The organism is Archangium minus (genome assembly GCF_044360475.1).
GTDB lineage: Bacteria > Myxococcota > Myxococcia > Myxococcales > Myxococcaceae > Archangium > Archangium minus.
This window is the reverse complement of record NZ_CP043494.1, coordinates 4,357,343-4,381,525: the sequence shown is the minus strand read 5'-3', so window position 1 is coordinate 4,381,525 and position 24,183 is coordinate 4,357,343. Positions and strand designations below refer to the sequence as shown.

The window sequence follows — 24,183 nt, the reverse complement described above, 5'->3', positions numbered from 1 at the left end:
CCGACGAGTTGTCTGACACCGACAGCGGCGCTCACGGCCTCGCGCACGAGGGCTCCTTGTCTTCCAGGACGTAGTACTCGAATTCGCCCTCCTGCCTCACCACCTTGCCCAGGTCCAGGATGTCCCCGCCAGAGGTGGGCTCGTCGTAGGACTTGTATCGGGCGTAGTGCTCCATATTGTCGTTGAACCCGGAGAGCGGCTCGCCCACGCCTCGCTGCCCCGTCTTCCGGGTGTACTGGATGTGGAGGACCTCGCCCTCGAGCGTCCAGGTCCCATGCTGCTCCTGGTCGTAGTCGTACTCGTCGAACGTCGCGCGGCCGTCCGCGCAGAATGGGGCAACCGAGAAGGTGTCAAAGGACTCGAATTTCGACCTTACCCATTTTTTTGAAGGCCCGAGGGCGCAGGCTCGGGTCGTAGACGAGAAGGTGGATCGTCCACGGCGAGAGCACCTCAAAACGCTCTAAGTGTGCGTAGGGACTTGGTTTTGCCAGCATTCACACCGCTATAGGTTCGACGATGTGATGCCTACCAATTGAGGTGGAGATACCCCTCCGTAGGTCTGACGAAGTGATGCCTACCCATGGGTGTGGAGACGCCCTGCGAGTATCCCCGCAGGGCGGTTGGAGTTAGATTTTATTGGCGAGACGCTGAGAGTTCTTCCCGGTGGGGCTCACCAACGCGGGCGCTTCTGCATCCCAGCCAGAACACCATCCACAACTCCCACGAGGAAATGCATCAGCTTTTCTTGGGTGACGTACCTGGCCTTGGCGAAGCCGCTGCTGCCTGAACCAGCCTCCATCGCAGCGAGTCGGCGGAACGCTTCTGCCCGGTTGCGCAACACTCGCGTGACCGCGGCTCCGTGAATCATCGCCACGCCCACGGTCAGGTCCACGAAGCCCTCGATAGAGCCGGCGGGCTCCGTCGGCATGGCACTGTGGATAGCGCGCCACGCCCATGCGACGCAGGTCTTACCGAGCGCGCAGCCCAGTAGCTCGAACAAGGCGCTACTGCCGGACTGTTTGAGGCGCGCTTGGCGAAGGGTCCGCGCGACAGCCTCGAGTGCGAGGAGGGAGGTGAGAATCGTGGGGGCATGGGCCAACAACTCGGCCATGCCGGACTGCTCGCCGGGCGCCGGGCTGAGGGATGCGAAGCCCAGAAGCAGAGGCGGGAAGAGACGAATGTGCGCAACTGCGGCATCAATGAGAATCTTGACTTCTCTTTTGATTATTGTCATATTAAAAGGTTTAGCGTGTCGATCGCCACATAGGACAAGCCCTGCCCAGGCGTCATCCCGGCGCTTGAGCGGGACGGCGCTGCGGACGAACGGAGGCTGGCGAGCCTCTTCCTATCAACTATGGGTGGTAACTCGCGATCAGGTCTGACGCGGTGCGCCGAGTGCTCGGCAAGCACTTGCAAGCGAGACCGTGGAGCCCGCCGCTGATGTGGGTGCCGTGGGTATGGATGGGCTCCTGCACAGGCGTCATCGCGGCGCGTGGATGAGGTGGCGCTGCGAACGAACGGAGGCAGGGACCGCCTCAGTCAGGTGTAGGGGTGATTACCGTGCGACCTGGGACGGCACGGCCGTGATTTGGTGCGGCGCGTCATTCGTTCGGCGGCAACATACGCGCCCACGAGTGAAGCGGAAACCTCGGTAGGTCCGGGCGCAACTGGCCTGGAGCAGCGATTCTGTGAGCGGGTTCGACGTTCCCATCGAGCGCGCGCGTCGACTGTCGGCGCCAACAGTGCGACTGGTCATGCTGGGTGCGACATCTGCTAGGGTGGACCGGAGAGGTCATCCACCCTGGCACTACCACCGCCCCTTCCGCTCCTCGTCCTTCTTCCCCTGGCCCTCGGGACGCCCTCCGTAGCCCAACCTCCGGCCCGCGAGCGCCAGGAGCGGCAAGTCGTCGTCCCCAACAGCCCGGAGGAGCCGGTGCCCGAGGTGCGGGTGGCAGCCAACGTCGCCACCTACCTGCGCTTCGACGCCCCCATCGACAGGGCCTCGGTGGAGGTAGAGGGCCGGGCGACGCGCTTCCGGGTGGTGGACTCGGGTGAGCGGACCCTCACCCTCGAGCCCACCATGGAGCCGGGCCCAGGGGAGAAGCTGGGCGTGCGGATGCGCTACAGGGATGGCTCCTCCCCAGCGGTTGTCTCCTTCGCGCTCGTCTCCCACCCCTCGCTGGTGGACAAGGAGGTGGAGGTGGTGCGCCGTCCGCGCACCGTTGAGGCGTTGGAGGCGGCGTTGGCCCAGAAGGAGGCGGAGCTCGCTGCGCTCCGGGGCGCAAGTGGGCCTGCGGGTTTCTTTTTCTCAGGCCGGCTCAACCTGGATGGCGTGCTGGCCCGACGCATCGAGGCGTCCACCAGTGCTCGGGATGGGCTGAAGGTGGCGGACGGAGAGGGGTACCGAGCAGGGCCCTGGGCTCTCGTTGTTGTCCACGTGCGCAACCTTCCGGGGCAGAAGCCCTGGGAGCCAGGGGAAGCGCGGCTCACCCGGGCGGACGGCACCCCCGTGAAGGTGCGCTCCGTGGACATGAACAAGGCGCAGCTCGCACCCGGTGAGGAGGGCTTCGTCGCGGTGGAGACGGAGGCGCCCTTCTGGAAGGCCGGTGAAGTCCTTCGCCTGGAACTCCTAGACAGGGGCGGCAGCCGGCGTATGTCCATCCTCAACGTGGTGCTTTAGGAGGGCCAGGCCATGGCGACGGAATCCCTGCACCCGGATCACCTCCAACCTGGCCACACGGTGGGGCCTTGGCACATCGTCCAGGTGCTGGGCCAGGGAGGCTCCTCCCGCGTTTTCAAAGTGGAGCGGGACGGCCACCCCTACTCCATGAAGATGGGGTTGCGCCCCCTCTCCGACTCCCAGGAAGCGCTCGCGGAGGAGGTGTACGTGGAGGAGAGGAGCGCCTACCGACGGCTCGCCCGCGAGGCGGCGGCCCTCTTCACCTACTCCTCCCATCCCAACCTGCTGCGCGTCTATGCGGTGGACTTCTGGCCCAACCCCAGTCAGGGCTACCCCTTCCTCATTACCGACTTCATCGACGGGGACAACTGGCACCAGTGGCGCTGGCGCAAGCCACCACACGCGGCCCGGCTGGTGGAGACCTTCAGCGACGTGGTGCGTACCGTGGACGCATTGCACCGGCGCGGCGTGTACCACCGGGACTTGAAGGCGGAGAACCTCCTCATCCGCCGGGAGGACGGCAGGCCCTTCCTCATCGACTTCGGCACCGCGCGCCTGCCGGGGGCCCTCACCAAGACGATAGGCCTCCCCGAGGGCGTCCTGCACCTAGTGCCCCCCGAGCTCCTGGCCTACACGCGTACCGAGGCGTGGAAGTGGGGCGAGCCCTTCCAGGGTGGAGTGGCCGCGGACCTGTACGCCCTGGGGGTGCTGCTCTACCAGGGCCTCACCGACCTCCACCCCTTCAACCCGGAGTTGCCGGACAAGGAACTGCTGGCCGCCATCGCCACCATTTCCCCCAAAGCGCCTCATCTCCTCAACCCCTTGGCGCCGCGTTCCCTCAGCGACATCGCCCTGAAGCTGTTGGAGAAGAATCCCGAGGAGCGCTACCCCAGCACCGAAGCGCTACTGCAAGCGCTGGAGGCGGCCGCCGAGCGAGAGCGGGGGACCCCAGCCTGGAAGGTGCCGCTCTTCCCCTCCGAGGGCAGCCCGGAGAAGCCACCTCCCCAGGAGTCGGCACCGCCAGCCCAGCTGTCGGAAAGGGTGCGCGAGGCCGCAGAGGTTGCTCCTGGCCGCCCGCGCCGCGCGAGGAAGCCCCTGCTTCTCCTCGCGAGCGTGGCCGTGCTCGCCCTTGTCTTGTGGCTGGCTCGCTCCACACTCGCGCCCCCGCCCGAGGCGCTGCTGCCCGGGTCTGGCCGTTCCGAGAAAGGAAGCCCGCCTGTGTCCACCTCTGCCCGTTCCACCCCCTCGAGTCTCCTCACCACCTGGCTGTGCGCCATCGCCGGGCTGGGCTGTCCTGGTGCCCAGGTGCGGCCTCCGGAGCCCGCGGATTGCCCCAAGGAAGCGACCGAGGCCATGTTCCAGGAGTTGAAGGTTCGGACGGCCAGCCCGCTACGAGCCGTGGTGGACATCAACCAGCCCGGAGACATGAGCGAGACGGGGGTCTACCAGGAGGGCCCCGTCATCGGCCGCCTCACGGTGGGAGATGGCAACTTGCCGGAGGGGACGGTGCTACACGGTCGCCTCTGGATGGGCCCCGGCATCTTCGACATCGCGGGGAGCGTGGAGCGCCCGGCCGTCATGGGGCGCTACACCCAGGCCGTGCTGCCCAACGGACGGAAGTACCCCGTGTGCATCGTGCTGGGCGACAGGGATGGGCGGGTGCCCAAGGAGGAAGGCTCCACGCCCGGAGCCGCCGTGCTGGCGCGAGAGCTGCCAGTAAGCGCCGTCTGGCGCTGGCCTTAAGGGCGCAGCAGCAGCAGTACGGGACCCGGGGTCCAAGTCTGGCTCAGAGGCGTCGTGGCTTACCCGATGGGGCTGGGCAAGCCACCCGATCGAAGCCGGATGCGGTCGTGCTGCTGCGCGAGGATCCAGCTAAGCCCCCGCCGGGGTTCTTGTTCACCTTCGCGAGAGTGCTGGGCACCAAAGCCCGGCGATTCCCCTCAGCAGGGCCGCTCCAACCGCCGGAAGCCCTGCGAAAAAAGTGAACAACATCTATGGCGGACCGCTTAGCGCCGTCTACTGCTGACCATGAGTTACCACCAACCGGTACAGTAAGGGCTAGTGATGCGGCTGGAGGGGACACCGTGAAGCGCCGAAAAAAGCCAGTGCCTAGCGCGAATGCACAAACACCTATGGTGCAGCAACTCCCAGCGTTAGAGCTACTTCACGAACGGCACAAAGGAGTAACGCCGGCAATCTGCGCAAGTAACGCAGAGGCCGCTTCAGTAATGCTGTCCAATCATCACACCAGTCCGTGTGATTTCCACATTGCCACTGGCCACAGCGAGAATACTCGCCAAGTCGATTGGAAACCTGCGGATGCTCGCACGAGAGGGGCGTGGGCCAACCTACGATATTGAGGCGCCGCATCATGTCCATGCCCAAATGGTTTCGCTTTTCCGTTATACCAGCCCCTCTGGATGAGGTCTTCGAGAGCACTGCAGCACTGCGTGAAGCGCATGTGTTCAAAGCTCGTGACATGGCACGTCTGTCCTGGGGCGAAGATTCGGGGCAGCTCGAGTTCCAGACCGATTCAATCCAGACCATCCGAAAAGATAGTGAGGCATTGGAGGTCGCATGTGACTGGGATGGATTCGCCGTGGCGTACAACATCTTGTCGATCCGTGCGACCATCTACATGCATTTTTGGAAGCAGGAATCCAGCACTTGCGTTGCATTGGAAATCGACGGTCAGGTTCCTTACATCAAGGTCACGGGAATGGCCGAAGGGGAATGGCTGGAGCGGTTCGCCATTGAATACACGGAGGCATGTGGTGCTTCTTCCTGTGCTTATGGCCGGGATTGGCCGATTGAGTTCGTTGCGTTGGAGCCGGAGCAGCTCGTCGGAGAATTGCGAAGCGGCAAACTGCTGAAGCGCCCACTTCCTGGGTTCTACATGCTTTCCCAGGCACTCCTGGGAAAAGAAGAACTGGCCACACTGCTGCTCGGGCAGGAACGCGATTCACGACTGCGTTACTTCCGCACGCCTGCCGGCTACCACGCTCTTTCCTCTCTATGTCAGCGTTCCTGGTGGTGAGCACGCTAATGGGACTCCCGCGGGAGCTTTCTCACTCCAACAATGCCCCCGGGCCACAACTCCTCGCATCCACTGCGCCGCCACCTCTCGAAATATCGCGACGAACGCCCGGTCCAGACGTGGCCACGCGGGATGACGCGGCCAACGCCCGGTAGGAGCGACAGGAGTTATTCCTCGTTGTTGCGCAACGTCGCGAGGACGTTGAGGTCCTCGAGCGTGGTGACGTCGCCCGTGGTCTGCTTGCCACCAGCGACATCGCGCAGCAGCCGGCGCATGATCTTCCCCGAGCGCGTCTTGGGCAGCCCCTCCGCGAAGCGGATTTCATCCGGCCGCGCGATGGCGCCGATTTCCTTCGTCACGTGCGCGCCCAGCTCCTTCTTGAGCTCCGGCGAGGGCGCGACGCCCTGCTTCAGGGTGACGAAGGCCACCAGCGCGGTGCCCTTGAGCTCGTCCGGGCGGCCCACCACGGCGGCCTCGGAGACGGACTTGTGGGCCACCAGCGCGCTCTCCACCTCGGCGGTGCCCAGGCGGTGGCCCGCCACGTTCACCACGTCGTCCACGCGGCCCATCAGCCAGAAGTAGCCGTCGTTGTCCCGGCGCGCGCCGTCACCGGTGAAGTACTTGCCGGGCAGCTCGCTGAAGTACGTGCGCACGTATCGGTCCGGGTCCCCGTACACGGTGCGCAGCATGGAGGGCCACGGTCTCGTGACGAAGAGCAGGCCTCCCTGGTTCGCCGGCACCGAGTTGCCTTGTCTGTCCAACACCTCGGTGTGGATGCCGGGCAGCGGCAGCGTGGCGCTCCCAGGCTTGGTGGGCGTGGCCCCCGGCAGCGGCGAGAGCATGATGCTGCCTGTCTCCGTCTGCCACCAGGTGTCCACCACGGGGCAGCGTCCGCCGCCGATGACGTCGCGGTACCACATCCACGCCTCGGGGTTGATGGGCTCGCCCACCGAGCCGAGCACCCGCAGTGAGGACAGGTCGTGCCGCTTCGGGTGCTCGTCACCCAGACGCATGAAGGCGCGGATGGCCGTGGGCGCCGTGTAGAGGATGGTGATCTTCTCTCGGGCGATCAGATCCCAGAAGCGATCCGGCCCCGGGTGGTTGGGCGCTCCCTCGTAAATGACAGTCGTGGCGCCGTTCATCAGCGGGCCGTAGACGACGTAGCTGTGTCCCGTCACCCACCCCACATCGGCGGTGCACCAGTAGACGTCCTCGTCCTTCAGGTCGAACACCCAGCGCGTGGTGAGCGAGGCATTCACCGCGTAGCCGCCCGTGGTGTGCAGCACGCCCTTGGGTTTGCCCGTGCTGCCCGAGGTGTAGAGGATGAACAGCGGGTGCTCGCTCTCCACCCACTCGGGCTCGCAGGTGTCGGACTGCTTCGACACCAGCTCGCTCCACGCCAGTTCCTTGCCGCTCAGTTGCAGCGTGCCCTGCGTGGTGCGCTGGAACACCACCACGCGCTCCAGGCTGTTCATCTGCGGCAAGGCCTTGCGCACGTTCTCCAGCAGCGGCACCACCACGCCCTTGCGCCAGCCGCCGTCCGCCGTGAGGAGCACCCGGGCGCCCGCGTCGTTCATTCGCTCCAGCAGGGCCTCGGCCGAGAAGCCGCCGAACACCACCGAGTGCACCGCGCCGATGCGGGCACATGCCAGCATCGCCACCGCGGCCTCGGGGATCATCGGCAGGTAGATGCCCACCCGGTCTCCCTTGCGCACGCCCAGCGAGCGCAGGCCGTTGGCGAGCCGGTTCACGTCACGCGTCAGCTCCCCATACGTCACCTTGCGCCGGTCACCGGGCTCGCCCTCGAAGAGGATGGCTGTCTTGTCCCGGCGCTTGTCCAGGTGTCGATCCAGGCAGTTGTAGGCCAGGTTGGTGCGGCCCTCGACGAACCAACGCGCATGCGGAGGCTTCCAGTCGAGCACCGTCTGGAAGGGCTCCTTCCAGTACAGCTCCTCGCGCGCACGGGCACCCCAGTAAGCGTCGGGGTCCCGCTCGGCCTCGTCCCACAGCCGGCGGTAGTCCTCCATGCTGCGGATGTGGGCGCGGCTCGCGAACTCCGGCGAGGGTGGGAAGACGCGGTTCTCGGCGAGGACGGAGTGAAACTCCTGCGACGGCGGACGAGGCGCTTCAGCCATGGGCTCCTCCAGAGCAACGACGTCAGGAGCCTCGTTCTAGAAGCCTCGCGTGCCCTCCCTCAAGAAGAGGAGCCGCAAGGGGACTTGTCCTGCTGGATGGCCTGATAACGAACCCACAATTGGCAGGCACACCCGGGCTGTTGGATCCGCTGCTCGTAGCGCACGCTCAACACGCCGACGAACTCCGTGGCGCACCGTGTCGTGCCCTCCATGTGCAACGTCAGCTGGTCCACGAAGCACTGGGCCTCCGCCTCCTTGCCGGGGAGCGAGACATTGGCCACGCTGCCATCCATCGCGAAGACGTCGCTGTCCGCCGCGCTCCCATCCAGGAAGCGGCCCACGAGCAGCGCGTCCTCCAGCCCGTACTCCAGGCGAACGACCTCGCCGGAGATGTGGAGCTTTCCATCCCAGAGGTCCTCGGGCGCGGCGGAGGCGAGCAGGCCGCAGTCATCGCGTATCACGTCCCGGGTCGTGAACTCGTAGACGACGTTCTCGTTCTGGATGTAGGCACGGGTGCAGCCCATGCCGAAGGAGGTCAGGGCCAGGGCGGACATCAGGAGCGGAGGGATCAGTCGGGGAGTGGCCACGGCGTGCAGGCTAGCGCATCCCCGTGCACGAGCGAGGTGCATCAGCGGGGTCAGCGGCTAGACTGGTTCCCCTATGGCCCAGTTCAAGAATCCCGTGCCCACCGTGGACTGCATCATCGAGCTGCCCGGTGACCGCATCGTGCTCATCCACCGCAAGAACCCGCCCCTGGGCTGGGCGCTGCCGGGTGGGTTCGTGGACGAGGGCGAGCGCCTGGATGTGGCCGCGGTGCGCGAGGTGAAGGAGGAGACGGGGCTGGACGTGGAGTTGGTGGAGCAGTTCTTCACCTACTCGGACCCCAGCCGCGACCCGCGCAAGCACACCCTCTCCACCGTCTACATCGGCCGTGCCAAGGGTGAGCCGGTGGGCTCGGATGACGCCGCCGAGGCAAAGGCCTTCCCCGTGGATGCCCTCCCCCGGGAGCTGTGTTTCGACCACGGCACCATCCTCGCCGACTACCTGGCCTACAAGCGGACAGGCCAGCGGCGGAAGCTCTGAGGCGAACACTCCCGGATGCACTACCTCCCGCTCCTTCTCGCTCTTGGCCTGCTCGTGGCACTGCACGAGCTGGGACACCTCGTGGCTGCCCGGCTGTTCGGCATCCGGGTGACTCGGTACACGCTCGGCTTCGGGCCGGCCGTCTTCACCTGGCGGCTCCGGGGAACGGACTATGTGCTCGGCGCCGTCCCGCTCGGGGGCTCGGCCCGAATCCATGGGATGAATCCCCATGAGCTGGGGCTGGATCCCTCGGACCCGACGAGCTTCTCGGCGCAGCGCCCCTGGAAGCGGATGCTGGTGCTGCTGGCGGGGCCGCTGGCCAACTGGCTGTTCGCGCTGGGCATCCTCTTCGCGCTCTACACCTCGGGTACCCACGTGGTGGTGCCGCTCACCGTGGGCACCATCACCCCCGGCTCCGAGGCGGCGCGAGCCCAGATCCTCCCTGGGGACCGGATCGTCGCCGTGGACGGCAAGCCGCTGGAGAGCTGGGCCGAGTTCGTGGAGCTCATCGCCCAGAGCCCCGGCCGCGAGCTGAAGCTCGGCGTTGAGCGCGGAAGTGAGCCGCGCGAGGTGACGGTGCGCCCGCGTCCGGACGAGCGGGGCGAAGGCCGCATCGGGGTGAGCCAGCAGTACGTGTACCGCGTCCACGGCCCGGGCCAGGCGCTGCTGCAGGCGCTGGCGCACTCGGGGAACCTGGTGACCGAGGGCACGAAGATGCTCGGCCGCATGCTCCAGGGCCGGCAGGGCCTCGTCCCAACCAACCCCGTCGGGGTGGTGAAGCAGTCCTCGGACGCGGCGGGCAGTGGCCTGGGTGCCTTCCTGCGCGTGGTGGTGAGCCTCTCGGTGGCGCTGGCCTTCTTCCACCTGCTGCCGCTGCCCTCGCTGGATGGAGGGCGGATGCTCTTCGTTCTTGTCGAGACGGTGAGCCGCCGCAAGGTGCCAGCGCGAGTGGAGACGTTCGTGCACGCGGTGGGCTTTCTCGCGCTGCTGGCGGTGGTGCTGACCGTGGCCTTCGCGGACCTGCGTCAGCACCTGAGGCGCGCCGACACCCCAGGCCAGGACGCGAATGCCAACGTCTCCCCTGCCCCGCCCATGCAAGATGGCGGCGTACCCCTCCACTCCACCACCCCCCACCCCACGGCCACCGCGCCCGATGCGGGCACCCCGAAACAACCCACAGCCGCTACACCGGTCCCGAACACACCCGACGGCGGCCAGGCGCTGATGGCGGACGAGCTCGGCCCCTAAGCGTCCAAACCCGACCAGAAGCCAGCCACCCGAGCAGCCGCACAGTGCCCTCGAACCCGGAAGACCCTATGCTCCCCCGCGCCATGAGGACCGAAGTAAAGAACGACGGCCTGTTCTGCGAGCTCTACTGGGGCACCACCCTCAACGAGGCTCGGAGCTTCGGCCCCGAGCTGACGCGCGTGCTCGCCGCACCGGACGAGACGGTGCCCCTGCCCCTCTATGGCTTTACCCTGCCGGAGGAGCCCTTCCTGCTCGCCGAGCGCACCGAGACGGGCTACCGCGTCTTCGTCCCTCCGGCGGCGCGCCTCGAGCGCAGTCGGAACGGCGATGCCTTCGGCCCGGTACCCGACGCGGAGCTGCGGCGGACAGGGGAGCGGGCCTGGCTCGAGCTCACGCCGGAGGATCGGCTGCGCATCCTCGAGGGAGAGCTCTCCCTGGTGCTGGCGCCCTCCGTGGCGGGCAAGCGCGAGGCGGCCCTGAAGCCGAAAGATCTCATCTGGCTGGCCATGGGTGCGGCCCTCTTCCTCAGTCTGCCGGTGGGCTTCCTCTTCGCGGGGCCCTCTCCCGAGAAAATGGCCGAGTCCAACGCCCGTGCCATCGCCGCCGCGCGTGAGCGTGAGCAGGCTGAGCGCAAGCGGCTCGGCGTGGACACGCCCGCGCGCCCCATCACCCAAGAGGAGCAACCCGACGCGGGCACAAAGGTGCTGCCCGCCAACCTGGGCGTGTACTGAGGCGTGGGAGCGGGGCTCAGGGCCCCAGGCCCACCCACACCTCGCCGTCCTCGTAGAACTCCTTCTTCCAGATGGGGACGTCCTGCTTGAGCCGCTCGATGGCGTGCTCGCACCCGAGGAACGCCTCCTTGCGGTGCGGCGCGGCGGCGGCGATGACCACGGCCAGCTCGCCCGGCTGCAACGTCCCCACCCGGTGCACGATGGCCAGCCGCGTCCCGCTGAAGCGCTCGGCCACCTCGGCGCCGATCTCCGCCAGCTTCTTCTCCGCCATGGGCGGATAGGCCTCGTACTCCAGCCTCATCACGCGCCGGCCCCGCGTCTGGTTGCGCACCGAGCCGGAGAAGGTCACGAGGCCCCCGTAGGCCTCACCGGCCACCGCCTCCACCACCTCTTCCAACCGCAGCGGGCGATCCACCACGCGGAACAGCCCGCCACTGCCGCCGGCCACGGGAGGAATCAGGGCCAGCTCGGCGCCAGGGGGCACCTCGGCGTCGGCCGTGCAGAACTCCTGGTTGACCGCCACCCGGAGGTGCGGCAGCAGGGGCGCGAGCGCGGGGTGACGCGTGGCCAGCACGCGCAACACATCCGCCACGCGGGCGCCCGGAGCCAACTCCAGCGACTCGCGCGACAGCCCCGTGCGCTCGCGCGCCGCGGCGAAGTACAGAACGGTGAGGGTATCGGACACAGTCCTCTCCTACCGCGATCGGAGCTGGGTGCGCGCCCGGAAACGACCGCCGCCTTGCTCGGGAGCGAAGTCGAGGAAGACAAGCTCGATGGGCGGGAGCTGATCCAACAGAGTTCCCACCAGCGAGCGGGCCACGGGGAGCTGCTGTGACGGCACGCCGGGCACCTCTTGGGGAGCGTCCAGCTCGGCACGCAGCCGGCCTACGTCCACCATGGCGGAGAGGTGGCCGGGCGTGAACGCCTGGGCGTCAAAGCGCTCGCGCAGCGCCGCGCCCACATCCCCCGGAGCCCGGCCCGCCAGCGACTCGCCGCCGTGCATCGTCAGCCGGTCCGCGGAGACGGTGAGCTCCACTGGCTGCTCCATCACCCGCGTACGCAGGCGCGTGGCGTCCGCGCCCTTGATGACCTCGAAGGGCTGCTTGCGCGCCTGGAGTCGCTTCGTAAGCCAATCCAGCACCGGCTCGGAGCGGACAAGGCCCGCCTGGAAGAGCAGCGTGCCGCGGGGCTCTGGCCGCCGGCTCCCCCGGATGAAGTTGCGGTAGAAGGCCGCCGCGTCGAAGTAGGCCAGCAGCGTCAGATCGCCGCGCAGCGCCCCCAGCAGGCTGTCCACCTCGGCCGCGTCGAAGCCCTCGCCCAGCAGGCGCTGCTGCGTACGTGCGCGGCGCTCCGAGCCAGGCGCGCCGAAGACAAGCTTCGCCAGCTCCTCCGGCGGAATGGACACCATCAACGCGGCGAAGGGCCCCGCAGGCGCCTTCCCGAGCAGCTCCGAGCCGGGCGCGCTCTTGCCCTCGAAGAGGGACTGCTCCGAGGCCACCCAGCCCTCCAGGTCCGCCCGGCTCCCGTCGACCTTGAGCGCCGCCCAGAGGCCTCGGATGCCAGAGGAGGCCTCCTCGCCCTCGGCACGCGCGAAGAGGTGGACGTTGCCCGCCCCTACCTTCGAGCGCAGCTCGGTGAGCAGCGGCACCTCGGACATCCCCGAGCCGCTCATGCCCGTGATGCGCGCGCGAATCGACTCCATCGTCGCCGCGTCAGCGGGCGCCCCACCCGTCTGGGCCTGGGTCTTCACCACCTGGGCACGCACCGTCTCCGTGCCGCCCGGCTCCGCCGTGTCCGGCACCACCAGGTAGAGGTAACCCCGGTCCGGGAACAGCAGCAGCGGCGCGCCGCCCTCTCGCTGGAGGTGGACGGAACCCTCGGGCTCACGCCGCGACACCCTCGCCCCACCCGACTCCAGCTCTTTCACCACCGCGTCCAGGGCCGCCGGGGTATCCGTCACGCCCAGCAGCGCCACGGTGCCCTCGAAGCCGGGCAGAGAGAAGAAGCCCACGCCCTCCTCCGGGTCCACCACCCGGGGCTGCCCGCGCAGGTCGCTCAACACCAACGACAGCAGCGGGGCCTCCTCCAACGAGCGACGCGTCTGCGCCTCACCCAAGAGCCGCGAGACGAAGTCCACCAGGGGCTCCACGTTGCCGCGAAGCTGGGGGAAGAAGAGGGCCACCTCCGCGTCGGGGGGGATGGCGCGCAGCACCGGCCGGGGCACCACCGTCACCGTGGCGCTGGCCAGCACCTCGTCCTTGTTCTCCTTCAGCGCGCGCACCGTAAACGTGCCCGCACGCGGGAAGGCATGGGACACCCGCGCGCCTGGCTGAGGCGGCGTGCCGTCTCCGAAGTCCCACCGCACCTCCGGCGCGCCCTGGGCCTCGGAACCGAAGCCCTCCGGCACGCCGGCCTCCACCGTGCGATCTCCCCCTGCCTCTGGCTTCACCGCTCGCCGGCAACCGGGACCCACCAGGGCCACGGCCACCAGGAAGAAGGCTGTCAGGGCTCGAAGGGAGGCACGCACATGGGGTTTCATGTACGGCCTAGTAATCCAGCGCTAGACCGAACATCCAGTACGAGTCCGAGAGATTGAATCCCTGGCCGCCGAAGTTGTTCACTTTCGCGTAGGTGTACTCGGCGAAGAGATAGCTGTGATTCACGCCGAGGTCCGTGTCGAAGTCGCGCGCCAGCCGCGGCTCCAGCACGTCCAGTAGGAAGGACACACCCGCCGCCACCTCCCAGCCGAGCTTGCCACCGCGCGCCTTACCGTCAGGGAGCTGCTCGATGTTTCCACCCTTGGTGCTCCACCACGGAATGTAGACGAGGCCGGGCTTCACGTAAGGCACCAGCGGAAAGCCCCAGCGGAACGCGGGGTAATCGAACCGGTAGACGCCCCGCAGGTGGATGGGCAGCACGTGAAAGCCGGTGCGCTCAGCGGAGGGGCCCCCTTCGGGCTTCAGGGCGGCGGCATACTTCTCCGCGTAGCCAGCGGACAGGCTCACGCCCGCCGTGCCGATGCCCTGGTAGAAGAAGCGCTGCAGCTCCACTTCGAAGAGCAGCATGTTCGCGTTGCCGAACACCGCCGCGAATGGATTCTCACCATTGAGCGAGCCCTCCGCTTCCATCTGCGGCCGGTAGCCGCCGAGCCGGAACTCCACGGAGCCGCTGCGGGGCGATTGGGTGGGTACATCGGAAGGCTCCTGCGCCTCGCCGGGGAGTGCGGTGAGGGCCACCGCGAGGCCGAGGGCTACTGCTCGAGTCATGAACGATTTCTCCTTGAGGACAGCCAGATACCCAGGGCGGCCAGCACCGCACCGCCCGTTAGACCTCCGCCCGTGGCACCACACCCGCCCGTCTCGGTCCCTCCCATTTCCCGGTACTTCTCATAGAAGCCCAGGCTCCGCGCCGGGGTTCCCTCTCCGGTGGCGAACTGCTCGCTCTCGTTGTCCGCCTCGTCGATGGCGTAGGCATGGACCTGGTACGTCACCTCGTTCTCGAGGTTCTCCACCCGGATGGAGCCCACATCCACCCCCGCCGTCTGCGAGGTGAGCTGGGCGCCATCGCGCAGGACGACCACCCGCACCCGGTTGGCATCCTCGGGCGCGCTGACGTTGATCCGAAGGGCCTTATCCAACCCGGCAACCCCGGTGATGGTGGGCGCCGCCGGAGGCTTCGTGTCATAGGTGATCCGCAACGGCGTCTGCGCCCTCACCACGGAGGTAGAGCAGTTCGACGGGAAGTAGGGGTCGGCCTGCGGCGCCGCCGCGCACAGCCGCATCGTCTTGGAGATTCCCCGGGCACCACAGCCCACGCCACCACCGTCCGAGTCCGCCTCGGTGAAGATGGGCAGGTCCGACACGGGGAAGGAGGACTGCCCCTGACCGCCCTGGTTGGTGATGGTGGTGTACGAGATGGATTCCAGCTCGAGCGTCTCTCCCGTCTGCTCATCCGCGCTTTCCTTGCAGGAGGAGTCGACGGTGATCCACATGTCGAGAGAACCCGTGACACAGGGGGTGAAGCCGATCGTCCAATTGAAGGGGACGGTGGACCCACACTGGTTCGGACCGACACTCAGGGTGTCTGCCCCGTTGAGGGTCTGGATCTGGATTTGGCCGAACGCCGCGGACGACATGAGCAGCGAGGCAGTGAGGAGAAGGGTGCGCATGGGCGGGCTGGAGGGTAGCAAGCCCGGGGCCAGGACACACCCAGCCCTGCCTCCCCTCATCTCCGAGGGAGAAACGGAGCCCGCCCGGTCAAATGGGCAAGGGGCGGCCCGGCGGGCTTGCCAAATTGTCAGGCGGTGCGCTCGGCGAGCCGCAATCCGGCCTCCACCAGGTTGAGGGCGGCGCCCCGGCCGGCGTTGTCCACGGTGGCGAAGAGGGTGAGCCACTCGGGGGACTGGGGGAAGGAGCGCAGGCGGCCCACGTGGACGGTGGGGTCCGCGGTGACGAGGCTGGGCATGGGGTAGATCTTCTCCCCGGGTGAATCCAACACCTTGAGCGCGGGCGAGCCCTTGAGGGCGGCGCGCGCCTGGTCCACGGAGGCGGGCTTCTTCAGCCGCACGTGGAGGCTCAGCCCGTGGCCATAGAAGGTGGGTACCTGCACGGCGGTGCCGGCCACCACGGGCACCTCGCCTTTGGTGGCGAAGAGGCGCGCGGACTCGAGCGTCCAGCCGGCCTCCTCCTCCGTCCAGGGCGAGTTGGCCATGAAGGGCCCCACCTGGGGCACCACGTTGAAGCCCACGCGCTGCGGGAAGACGTGGGCCTCGGGCTCGCGGCCGGAGAGGAGCGCCGCCGTCTGCTGCTCCAGCTCGCGCAGGCCCGGGTTGCCCGAGGAGGAGACGCCCATCAGGGCCGTCACCTGCACCTGGGCCACGCCGAAGCCCTGGCGCAGCGGCTCGAGGAGCGTGGCGAGCGCTGTCGTCACCGCCGAGGGCAGGGCCACGATCCGGCCCTTGAAGGAGGCATTCAACAGCTCGGAGTTGAAGCCGGGGAGCACCAGCGGAACGTTGCCATCCGCGCGGAAGGCGGAGCTCACGTCCACCACCCAGGCGCCCGCGGCCTGAGCCATCGGCGCCAGCGTGCGCGACGCGTCCGCCGGCGTGGCCAGCAGCACCAGGCCGACTCCCCGGAAGGCCTCGGGGGTGACCGGCTCCACCTCCAGCGTCTCCTCGCCGTACTCCAGCTCCTCACCCTCGGAGCGCTCCGAGCCCAGCACGGTGAGCTGCTCGGCGGGGAAGTCCCGGTCCAGGAGGGTGGAGATGACCTCGGTGCCCACCACGCCCGTGGCACCCACCACGGCGATTCGCAGGTTCTCGTTCATGGCGGTCCCTTTACCCCAGCCCCGGCTCCCGTGGGCTTCACTTGTCGTCGACGTTGAGCCATGTAGGACAACACGCGACACCACTTCTGCCCCTCAGGCAACCGGCTCGTCCGTCCGCATGAAGGGCGAGCAGGAGGGGTAAGCCAGGAACGGGCCCACCGCCGAGGATCCGGTAGACTGGGAGGATATGTGGACGGTCGTGTCGTTATTGCTGCTCGCGAATCTGCCGCCGGATGGCGCGGCACAGCTCGAGAAGGTGGACAGGTTGATGCCCGAGCTGCGCCGGATGGCCTCGGATCCAGCGGTGGTCCGCGAGGTGAAGAAGCAGAACGCGCAGCGCGTGCCGATGGACACCCTCAAGAAGCTGGACGAAGAGTGGCGCGCGACCCCTGCCCTCACCCCCTTCAAGCGCAAGGTGCTGGACAGCGCGTGCGCGCGCTCGCTCGAGCGCTACCGGGAGCGGATGGGCCGGATCATGGCTGAGTCCTTCGTCATGGACAACCAGGGCGCGCTGGTGGGCGCCACACGGCGCACCTCCGATTACTGGCAGGGGGACGAGTCGAAGTGGCGCCGGTCCTTCAATGGTGGCCGGGGCGGAGAGGTGCGCGAGAAGCCCTTCTTCGACGAGTCCTCCCAGTCCTACGTCGTCCAGATTTCCCTTCCAGTGAAGGACGGTGCGCGCGTCGTCGGTGCCCTGACCGTGTCCGTCTCCCTGCTCGAGCTCTGAAAACATGAACATCCCCTTCCTGGGTGACCTCAAGCTGAGGGGTCGCATCACCCTGTACGTGGCGCTGCTGTCGGCCCTCTCCATCCTGTCCGTCACGAGCCTGGGCCTGATCTTCACGCGGCGCACGCTGTCCAAGCAGATCCACGCCACGCTCGCGGTGGAGGCCGAGGGCCTCAAGAACCTGGTGGAGCGCACCCTGGCCGAGCGCGAGGCGAGCGTGCGCAGCTGGGCCGAGGACTCCATCCTCCGCGGCGCGCTGCTCTTCGACACCTACGACAAGAGCGATGCGGTGCTCGCGGGGCTGGCCAAGCGCCACCCCGCCATCAGCGGCTTCGTCCTCTTCGACGAGCAGGGCCGCGTCGTCTCCGCCAGCTCGGAGCAGGTGCGCAAGGCCTTCCAGGGCAAGGAGCGCGAGGTGCGTGAGATGGCCTGGTACCGGGCGGCGCGCGAGGGGCGCTTCTCCGCCAACTCGCTCTCCACGGAGAAGGATCCCATCTTCGGTCAGCGGGTGCTGCCCCTGGCCGCGCCGGTGCTCAGCCCGATCAGTAATGCCCGCCTCGGCGTGCTGCTCGCCGCGTACAACTGGGACCAGGTGGGTGAAGTGGTGCGCTCCGCGGTCCAGCGGGCCCAGGAGCGCGGGCAGGACAGCTTCGGCCTGGAGGTGAAGACCGCGGATGGCACGCTCCTCTTCGACTCGCGCCCCGCCGACGCCGCGCCCATGCAGCGTCCCGTGTCCGAGGTGGCCATCAACGGCTCAGACGTCCAGGACGTGGGAGACGGCTGGCACTTCGTGGCCAAGGTGGACGCACGGGAGGCCTATGCCCCTATGACTCGGGCAGCCCTGGCGGCGGTCGCGCTGCTGGGCCTCTTCGTGACCCTGGCCATCGCGAGCGCGTGGTGGCTGGCGCGCGGCATCACCCGGCCCATCACCGCGCTGAACGAGGTGGTCACGCACGTTGTCCAGGAGGGGGACCTGTCGCGCAACGTGGAGGTGAGCTCCCGGGACGAGGTGGGCGAGCTGGCCCAGGCCTTCGCACGGATGATGGAGAACCTGCGCGACATGACCCTGAGCCTCCAGCAGGGCACGAGCGCGCTCTCCGGAGCCGTGACCGAGCTGAGCGAGGCCGCCGAGGTGCAGGAGCGCAACCTCGCGCGCCAGGCGTCCGCCATCCAGGAGACGCAGGTCACCGCGCAGGAGATCCGCCAGACGTCGCAGATGGCGGCGGATCGCTCGCAGGCCGTGCTGGAAGTGGCCGCCCGGGCCGAGCAGGTGGGCAACGCGGGCGAGTCGACCCTGTCCGCCAGCATCACCGGCCTGCACGAGCTGCACGAGAAGGTGGGCCGGCTGGCCACCACCATCATCTCGCTCGGCGAGCGCACCCAGCAGATCGGCAGCATTGCCCAGACGGTGAAGGATCTGGCGGACCAGTCCAACATGCTGGCACTCAACGCCGCCATCGAGGCCGTGCGCTCGGGCGAGCACGGCAAGGGCTTCGGCGTGGTGGCGCGTGAAATCCGCGCCCTGGCCGACCAGTCCATCGACTCCACGGACCGTGTGCGCGAGCTGCTGGATGACATCGGGCAGTCCATCCAGAGCACGGTGGTGATGACGCAGAAGGGTCAGCAGCAGATGCAGGAGGGGCTCGCTCAAATCCGAGCCAGCGGTGAGAGCCTCCGGGAGCTCACCTCCATCGTGCGAGACAACGCCGGGGCTGCTCGGCAGATCGTCGTCGCGGTGAACCAGCAGAACGCGGGCATCTCGCAGATTTTCACCGCGGTGACGGACCTGTCCTCGCTGATGGACGAGACGATGCAGAGCCTGCAGTCCACCACGCGGGCCACGCGCACACTGCGCGAGGCGTCCGAGGGCATGGCGACGGTGGCACGCACGTACCGCGTGTAGCGCAATCTCTCACCACCAGCGAAAGCCGGGCCGCGAATCAAAAGCCCGGTTAAGAATCCATTCCCCTATAGTTGCTCAGTTGGGAATTCCACACTCCGAACGAGGATGAGCTCGTGCTCGGAGGGAGGTTGTAATGGCGCAGACGTTGAAGGTGAACGGCAAGGAAGTAACGGTCGACGTGGACCCGGGGACTCCCCTCCTCTGGGTGCTGCGGGAGAAGCTAGGACTGCTGGGGACCAAGTTTGGATGTGGGCAGGGCCTGTGCGGCGCCTGCACGGTGCACGTCAACGGCACCGCGACGCGGAGCTGTCTGCTGCCCGTGGCCGCGGTGAGCGGTGAGGTCACGACGATCGAGGGCCTGAGCTCCGACAACAGCCACCCCGCCCAGCGCGCGTGGATCGAGGCCGACGCGCCTCAGTGCGGCTACTGCCAGTCGGGTCAGGTCATGGCTTGCGCCGCGCTGCTCAAGGCCAAGCCCAACCCCACGGAGGCCGACATCTCGGCCGCCATGACGAACCTGTGCCGCTGCGGCACCTACGGCAAGATCCGCAAGGCCGTGCAGATCGCCGTCAAGATCAACGCCAAGGGAGAGGTCTGACCATGAAGACCGACCAGGAGAAGAACAACCCGGTGGTCCTCTCCCGCCGCTCGTTCGTCCAGTCGACCGCCGCGACGGTCGCGGGGCTCGTGCTCGGCTTCCACCTTCCCGCCAACCCGATGCGCCGCTCCGAGGCGTTCGCCGCGGAGGCCGAGGGCAAGGTGTCCTCGGAGGCCAAGGAGGCCAAGCTCAACACGTGGCTGCGGATCGCGCCGGATGGCGTCATCACCATCTACGTCGCCCGGAGCGAGATGGGTCAGGGCGTCTTCACCTCCATGTCCATGATCATCGCCGAGGAGCTCGAGGCGGACTGGAGCAAGATTCGCGTCGAGCCCGCGCCCTCGGGTCCGGAGTTCAACTACACCGGCCAGCCCTTTGAGATCACCGGTGGCAGCATGAGCATCCGCACCACCTGGGACATCCTCCAGCGGATCGGCGCCATCGCGCGCCACATGCTCGTCGCCGCCGCCGCCCAGAAGTGGGGCGTCACCCCGGAGAGCTGCCACGCCGAGCAGGGTTTCGTCGTCCACAAGGCAAGCGGTCGCAAGGCTGGCTTCGGTGAGCTCACCGCCGCCGCCGCAGCGCTGCCCGTGGATACGATTCCGAAGGAGCCGAAGCTCAAGACGCGCGCCGAGTACAAGCTCATCGGCAAGCCGATGAAGCGGCTCGACACGCCCGCCAAGGTGTCCGGCAAGCCCCTCTTCGGCATCGACGTCGTCGTCCCGGACATGGTCTACGCGGCGGTACGCCACTCGCCCGTCTTCGGCGGTGAGTGCTCGAACTTCGCGGAGCTGGCCAAGGCGATGCCCGCGGGCACCACGCTGGTGAAGACCACGGGGGCCATCATCGCCGTGGCGGACAGCTGGTGGACGGCGAAGACGGTCATCGGCGGCCTCGAGCCCAAGTGGACGAAGGGCGCCACGACCGGGCAGTCCTCGGAGACCATCGAGAAGAAGCTCCGCACCGCCGCGAGTGGAAAGAAGAACCCCGTCGCGACGAAGAAGGGCGAGCCCGACAAGGCGCTGGCCACGGCGAAGACGAAGCTCGAGGCCGAGTACTCGACGCCCTTCCTCGCCCACACGCCGATGGAGCCCCTCAACTGCACGGCCCACGTCAAGCCGGATGGAATCGAGATCTGGGTGGGAACGCAGTCCCATACCCTCACCAAGCTCCTCGTCTCGAACGCCACGAAGGTGCCGCAGGACAAGATCGTCGTCCACACCACCTACCTCGGCGGAGGCTTCGGCCGGCGGGCGGGGAGCGACGAGGTGATGCAAGCCATCGTGGCCTCGAAGGCCGTGGGCAAGCCCGTCAAGCTCATCTGGTCGCGCGAGGAGGACGTGCAGCACGACTTCTACCGGCCTGCCACCCTCGTGAAGATGAAGGCCGGGCTCGGTGAGGACGGCCTGCCCGTGGCCATCACGGCGAGCATCGCCGGCCCCTCCATCATGAAGCGGTGGACGGTGTTCGGTGGCGTCGGCAAGGACGGCATCGACATGACGACCATCGAGGGCCTGGCCGACCTGAAGTACGAGTGCCCCAACCAGCACATCCAGGCCGCCATCGTCGACACGGGCGTGCCGGTGGGCTTCTGGCGCTCCGTTGGTAGCTCCCACAACGCCTTCTACGTGGAGAGCTTCATGGACGAGCTAGCGCACGCGGCCAAGCAGGATCCGTACAAGTTCCGCCGCGCCCTGCTCGAGAAGTCGCACCCGCGCTTCGTCAAGGTGCTCGACACGGTGGCCCGGATGTCGAAGTGGGAGACGCCGCCGGCCGAGGGCCGCTTCCGCGGCATCGCCATCGCCGAGAGCTTCGGGAGCATCGTCGGCGAGGTGGCCGAGATCTCCGTCACGGCGGACGGCCGGCTGACCGTGCACAAGGTCTGGGTGGCGGTCGATTGTGGCCGGTACGTCAACCCGGACACCATCGTTGCCCAGATGGAGGGTGGTGTTGTCTACGGACTCTCCGCCGCGCTGCGCGGGCAGATCACCCTTCGCAATGGCCGCGTCGAGCAGAGCAACTTCCACGACGCCTCGATGCTGGCTCCCTACGAGATGCCGGAGGTTGCCGTGGAGATCGTCGACAGTGGTGAGGCTCCCGGTGGTGTGGGAGAGCCCGGCGTGCCGCCCATCGCCCCGGCGGTGACGAACGCCATCTTCGCCGCGACCGGCAAGCGCCTGCGCACCCTGCCGATCAGCAACCACAAGCTCACGGGAGGTAAGCCCACGTGAGTGTGAGCGAGCTCCTCGCCATCATGGAGGGAGCCGCCGCGGCCCGCGAGCCGCTCGTGCTGGGGACTTTGGTCCGCACGAGCGGTTCGACGTATCGCCGGGCTGGGGCGCGCCTCCTCATCACGAAGGAGGGAGTGCCCGTCGGGCTGATCAGCGGCGGCTGTCTCGAGCCGCAGATCGCGAAGACGGCACGCGAGGTGCTCGCCACGGGTGCCTCGCGGCGCCTTCGCTTCGACATGACGGGCGAGAATGACGGTCTCATAGGTTTCGGCCTTGGGTGCCGCGGTGCGCTCGACGTGCTGCTCGAGAAGATCGAACCCTGGCGGCTCAATGCCGAGACCCGGCGGCTGCTGTGCGGAATGAACTCCGCTGAGGCACCCCGGGCGCTCGTCACCGCCTTCGAGGCCCCTCCCGCGCTCCAGGGTCTTCTCGGCACTGTCCTGGAGAAGGAGGGGGATGCGGATGCCCCCTCCTCCGCCATGGCCCTGCGCGAGGCGGCGCATGGGCTCGCCCGGGAAGCGCTCGCGACGGATCGTCCCCTGGTACGGGCGCTCCAACTGCCGGAAGGCGGCATCGAGTGCTTCGTGGACCTCGTACCGCCCGCCGTCCACCTCACCATCTACGGCGCGGGTCCAGACGCGGTCCCCCTGGTCTCCATCGCCCGTCAGCTCGACTGGCGGGTGACGGTGGTGGACCACCGGCCGGCGATGTGCGATCCGGCGCGCTTCCCGGGAGCCGAGCGCGTGGTGCACGCGCATCCCGAGAACGTCGTCCCGCACGTGCCCACCGGGCGCCACTCGGCCGTGGTGGTCATGAGCCACAACTACTTCGCCGACCTGCGCCTGCTTCCCATTCTCCTGAAGCTCGACGTGGCCTACGTCGGATTGCTCGGCCCCCGACGCCGGGGTGAGCAGCTCTTGCGCGAGATGGCCGATGAGTTCGTTCCGACCCCGGAGCAGCTCGCACGCCTCTACAGCCCGGTGGGACTCAAGCTCGGTGGTGACACACCTGCGGCCATCGCCCTGTCGATCGCCGCGGAGATCCAAGCCGTGCTGTCCCAGAGCGAAGGCGCCCACCTCCGGCAGCATGACGGGCCCATCCACCTGTCCCAGCCCGAGGAGACGCACAGGAAGAGCGCATGAGCTCCGCGGGCGCCCTCCCCTTCTCCGCCATCGTGCTCGCGGCTGGCGCCTCGTCGCGGCTCGGTATGCCGAAGCAGCTCGTGCGCCTGGAAGGGGAGCCGCTCGTGAGCCGGGCCGCGCGCGTGGCGAATGAGAGTGGGGCCCGGAGCGTCATCGTCGTCACCGGAGCCTCCCATGAAGCCGTGGCGGAGGCGCTCGGCGGTGCACGCGTCCGGCTCGCACACAACACCGGGTGGGCCGAGGGGCCAGGTACCTCGATTCGCGCCGGCATCGAGGCCCTGCTCGCCGACGCCTCTCGCCCCCGAGAAGAGCAGGCCGTGCTCATGTTGTGCGATCAGCCCTTCGTCACGCCGGAGCACCTTCGCGCGCTTGTGGAGCAGGTGACGCGAGGCCACCCGGCAGCCGCCAGTGACTATGGCGGGGAGGGCGGTTTCGGGGTGCCCGCGGCATTCGCGGCGGAGCACCTACCCGAGCTCCTCGCGCTGAGCGGACACCAGGGCGCCAAACCCGTGCTGATGTGCCACCGAGCGCGACTGGCCCTCGTGCCCTTCGCCGAGGGACTCCTCGACGTCGACACCCCGGCGGACCTCGAGCGCCTCGGCCTCAGTCGTCCTTGAGACGCGCGGTGGGCGGAGGCCCGGGCAGCGGGGGGAACTTGGGGTTGCGCTCGGGCTCGGAGGCCCGGACGTAGTGCGGCTCCAGGGCGAAGATCGCCTGCACCGTCTGCTCCTCGGGGAAACGCACCAGGTACGACAGCGCCACCGCAGAGGGGAAGGAAGGCTCGCTCAACAGCCGCGAGGGCGCCACGCCATGGCGCTCCAGCGCCGCGCGGTACTCGGGCAGGGCGGGTCCCAGGGCGAGCGCCTCCGGCTCGGCGGCCATGCGCGCGGCCACCTCCTCCGGGTGCATCGCCTCCTCGGGGCCGAGCGCCTCCACACGCTGCCCCACCCGCCGGTAGGGCCCCAGGTAGAGGTCGTCCTTGCGCGCGACGGCGAGGGCGAAGAGGGGCGGACCCTCGGGGCCCTCCAGGGCCACGGCCGCGAGCGACGAGGCTCCAGCCACCTTGAGTCCCGCCGCGTACGCCAGCCCCTTCACGCAGGACAGGCCGATGCGCAGGCCGGTGAAGGAGCCCGGGCCCAGACCGATGGCGAGACCCTCCAGGGACTTGAGCGCCACCCCATGCCGCGCGAGCAGCTCGCCGACGATGCCGGGCAGCACCTCGCTCTGCTTCTTCGGCGGCCCCACCACCACGTGCTCGAGGACGCGCACGCCCTCCCCTTCCCGCTCCACGAGAGCCAGGGACAGTGTGAGGGTGGACGTATCGAGCGCGAGGAACATGGGGA

Annotated in this window: 22 protein-coding genes; 12 read left to right on the top strand and 10 right to left on the bottom strand. The window is 68.2% G+C overall.

The genetic code is table 11. The features are described from left to right. Positions 1 to 31 precede the first annotated feature (31 nt). Positions 32 to 454: a hypothetical protein gene (locus F0U60_RS18090; protein WP_395821454.1), complete on the bottom strand. Its 423-nt coding sequence runs from the start codon at positions 452 to 454 to the stop codon at positions 32 to 34. Between the two features lie 216 nt (positions 455 to 670). Beyond that, positions 671 to 1,111 carry a hypothetical protein gene (locus F0U60_RS18085; RefSeq protein WP_395821451.1) on the bottom strand — a complete coding sequence of 147 codons (441 nt, stop codon included), beginning with the start codon at positions 1,109 to 1,111 and terminating at the stop codon, positions 671 to 673. A gap of 690 nt (positions 1,112 to 1,801) precedes the next feature. On the opposite strand from F0U60_RS18085, the gene F0U60_RS18080 reads away from it, so the two are divergent. From F0U60_RS18080 to F0U60_RS18070, 3 genes are all read left to right on the top strand, one after another. Beyond that, positions 1,802 to 2,680 (top strand): DUF2381 family protein, encoded by an 879-nt coding sequence (locus F0U60_RS18080; protein ID WP_395825295.1) that lies wholly within the window; start codon positions 1,802 to 1,804, stop codon positions 2,678 to 2,680. A 12-nt stretch (positions 2,681 to 2,692) separates the two neighbouring features. Next, positions 2,693 to 4,423 carry a serine/threonine protein kinase gene (locus tag F0U60_RS18075; RefSeq protein WP_395821448.1) on the top strand — a complete coding sequence of 577 codons (1,731 nt, stop codon included), beginning with the start codon at positions 2,693 to 2,695 and terminating at the stop codon, positions 4,421 to 4,423. Between the two features lie 628 nt (positions 4,424 to 5,051). Next, positions 5,052 to 5,717 (top strand): hypothetical protein, encoded by a 666-nt coding sequence (locus F0U60_RS18070; protein WP_395821445.1) that lies wholly within the window; start codon positions 5,052 to 5,054, stop codon positions 5,715 to 5,717. A gap of 167 nt (positions 5,718 to 5,884) precedes the next feature. Here the strand turns inward: F0U60_RS18070 and acs are convergent, their stop codons facing one another. Both acs and F0U60_RS18060 read right to left on the bottom strand, forming a co-directional pair. Beyond that, positions 5,885 to 7,852, bottom strand: coding sequence for an acetate--CoA ligase (acs, locus tag F0U60_RS18065; RefSeq protein WP_395821443.1), 1,968 nt, complete (start codon positions 7,850 to 7,852; stop codon positions 5,885 to 5,887). A gap of 59 nt (positions 7,853 to 7,911) precedes the next feature. Further along, positions 7,912 to 8,406, bottom strand: a complete 495-nt coding sequence (locus F0U60_RS18060) for a hypothetical protein (protein ID WP_395821440.1) — start codon at positions 8,404 to 8,406, stop codon at positions 7,912 to 7,914. Positions 8,407 to 8,512: 106 nt separating this feature from the next. Here F0U60_RS18060 and F0U60_RS18055 point away from each other — a divergent pair, with 106 nt between their 5' ends. The 3 genes from F0U60_RS18055 (at position 8,513) to F0U60_RS18045 (ending at position 10,914) form a co-directional block, all read left to right on the top strand. Continuing rightward, complete coding sequence (locus F0U60_RS18055) at positions 8,513 to 8,935, top strand: NUDIX domain-containing protein (protein ID WP_395821437.1); 423 nt, start codon at positions 8,513 to 8,515, stop codon at positions 8,933 to 8,935. A gap of 15 nt (positions 8,936 to 8,950) precedes the next feature. Next, the gene (locus tag F0U60_RS18050) at positions 8,951 to 10,183 is read left to right on the top strand and encodes a M50 family metallopeptidase (protein ID WP_395821434.1); all 1,233 of its coding nucleotides are present in this window, start codon (positions 8,951 to 8,953) and stop codon (positions 10,181 to 10,183) included. A gap of 83 nt (positions 10,184 to 10,266) precedes the next feature. Continuing rightward, positions 10,267 to 10,914, top strand: coding sequence for a hypothetical protein (locus F0U60_RS18045; protein WP_395821432.1), 648 nt, complete (start codon positions 10,267 to 10,269; stop codon positions 10,912 to 10,914). Positions 10,915 to 10,930: 16 nt separating this feature from the next. Here F0U60_RS18045 and F0U60_RS18040 read toward each other — a convergent pair whose 3' ends face one another. The 5 genes from F0U60_RS18040 to F0U60_RS18020 all read right to left on the bottom strand — a co-directional run bounded on the left by F0U60_RS18040 (position 10,931) and on the right by F0U60_RS18020 (position 16,239). Beyond that, positions 10,931 to 11,599 (bottom strand): molybdenum cofactor biosynthesis protein MoaE, encoded by a 669-nt coding sequence (locus F0U60_RS18040; protein ID WP_395821429.1) that lies wholly within the window; start codon positions 11,597 to 11,599, stop codon positions 10,931 to 10,933. Positions 11,600 to 11,608: 9 nt separating this feature from the next. After that, positions 11,609 to 13,453 (bottom strand): PKD domain-containing protein, encoded by a 1,845-nt coding sequence (locus tag F0U60_RS18035; RefSeq protein WP_395821426.1) that lies wholly within the window; start codon positions 13,451 to 13,453, stop codon positions 11,609 to 11,611. 7 nt (positions 13,454 to 13,460) lie between these two features. Then, positions 13,461 to 14,180 (bottom strand): MXAN_2562 family outer membrane beta-barrel protein, encoded by a 720-nt coding sequence (locus F0U60_RS18030; protein WP_395821423.1) that lies wholly within the window; start codon positions 14,178 to 14,180, stop codon positions 13,461 to 13,463. After that, entirely contained in the window at positions 14,177 to 15,082 is a 906-nt protein-coding gene (locus F0U60_RS18025) for an MXAN_2561 family MXYO-CTERM-anchored protein (RefSeq protein WP_395821420.1), read from the bottom strand. Before F0U60_RS18025 ends, F0U60_RS18030 begins: the two co-directional genes overlap by 4 nt. A gap of 128 nt (positions 15,083 to 15,210) precedes the next feature. Further along, the gene (locus tag F0U60_RS18020; RefSeq protein ID WP_395821417.1) at positions 15,211 to 16,239 is read right to left on the bottom strand and encodes an aspartate-semialdehyde dehydrogenase; all 1,029 of its coding nucleotides are present in this window, start codon (positions 16,237 to 16,239) and stop codon (positions 15,211 to 15,213) included. Positions 16,240 to 16,426: 187 nt separating this feature from the next. Here F0U60_RS18020 and F0U60_RS18015 point away from each other — a divergent pair, with 187 nt between their 5' ends. From F0U60_RS18015 to F0U60_RS17990, 6 genes are all read left to right on the top strand, one after another. Continuing rightward, on the top strand, positions 16,427 to 16,966 hold the full coding sequence (locus F0U60_RS18015; protein ID WP_395821414.1) for a PDC sensor domain-containing protein: 540 nt from the start codon (positions 16,427 to 16,429) through the stop codon (positions 16,964 to 16,966). 4 nt (positions 16,967 to 16,970) lie between these two features. Then, positions 16,971 to 18,869: a methyl-accepting chemotaxis protein gene (locus F0U60_RS18010; RefSeq protein ID WP_395821411.1), complete on the top strand. Its 1,899-nt coding sequence runs from the start codon at positions 16,971 to 16,973 to the stop codon at positions 18,867 to 18,869. Between the two features lie 133 nt (positions 18,870 to 19,002). Then, on the top strand, positions 19,003 to 19,467 hold the full coding sequence (locus F0U60_RS18005) for a (2Fe-2S)-binding protein (RefSeq protein WP_395821407.1): 465 nt from the start codon (positions 19,003 to 19,005) through the stop codon (positions 19,465 to 19,467). Between the two features lie 2 nt (positions 19,468 to 19,469). Continuing rightward, positions 19,470 to 21,698 (top strand): molybdopterin cofactor-binding domain-containing protein, encoded by a 2,229-nt coding sequence (locus tag F0U60_RS18000; protein WP_395821405.1) that lies wholly within the window; start codon positions 19,470 to 19,472, stop codon positions 21,696 to 21,698. Continuing rightward, entirely contained in the window at positions 21,695 to 22,840 is a 1,146-nt protein-coding gene (locus tag F0U60_RS17995; RefSeq protein ID WP_395821402.1) for an XdhC family protein, read from the top strand. Before F0U60_RS18000 ends, F0U60_RS17995 begins: the two co-directional genes overlap by 4 nt. Next, positions 22,837 to 23,457, top strand: coding sequence for an NTP transferase domain-containing protein (locus F0U60_RS17990; protein ID WP_395821399.1), 621 nt, complete (start codon positions 22,837 to 22,839; stop codon positions 23,455 to 23,457). The genes F0U60_RS17995 and F0U60_RS17990 overlap by 4 nt, the downstream gene beginning before the upstream one ends. Here F0U60_RS17990 and tsaB read toward each other — a convergent pair. Continuing rightward, a complete protein-coding gene (gene tsaB / locus F0U60_RS17985; protein ID WP_395821396.1) occupies positions 23,444 to 24,178 on the bottom strand; it encodes a tRNA (adenosine(37)-N6)-threonylcarbamoyltransferase complex dimerization subunit type 1 TsaB in 735 nt (244 codons plus the stop codon). The genes F0U60_RS17990 and tsaB overlap by 14 nt on opposite strands. Positions 24,179 to 24,183: the final 5 nt, after the last annotated feature.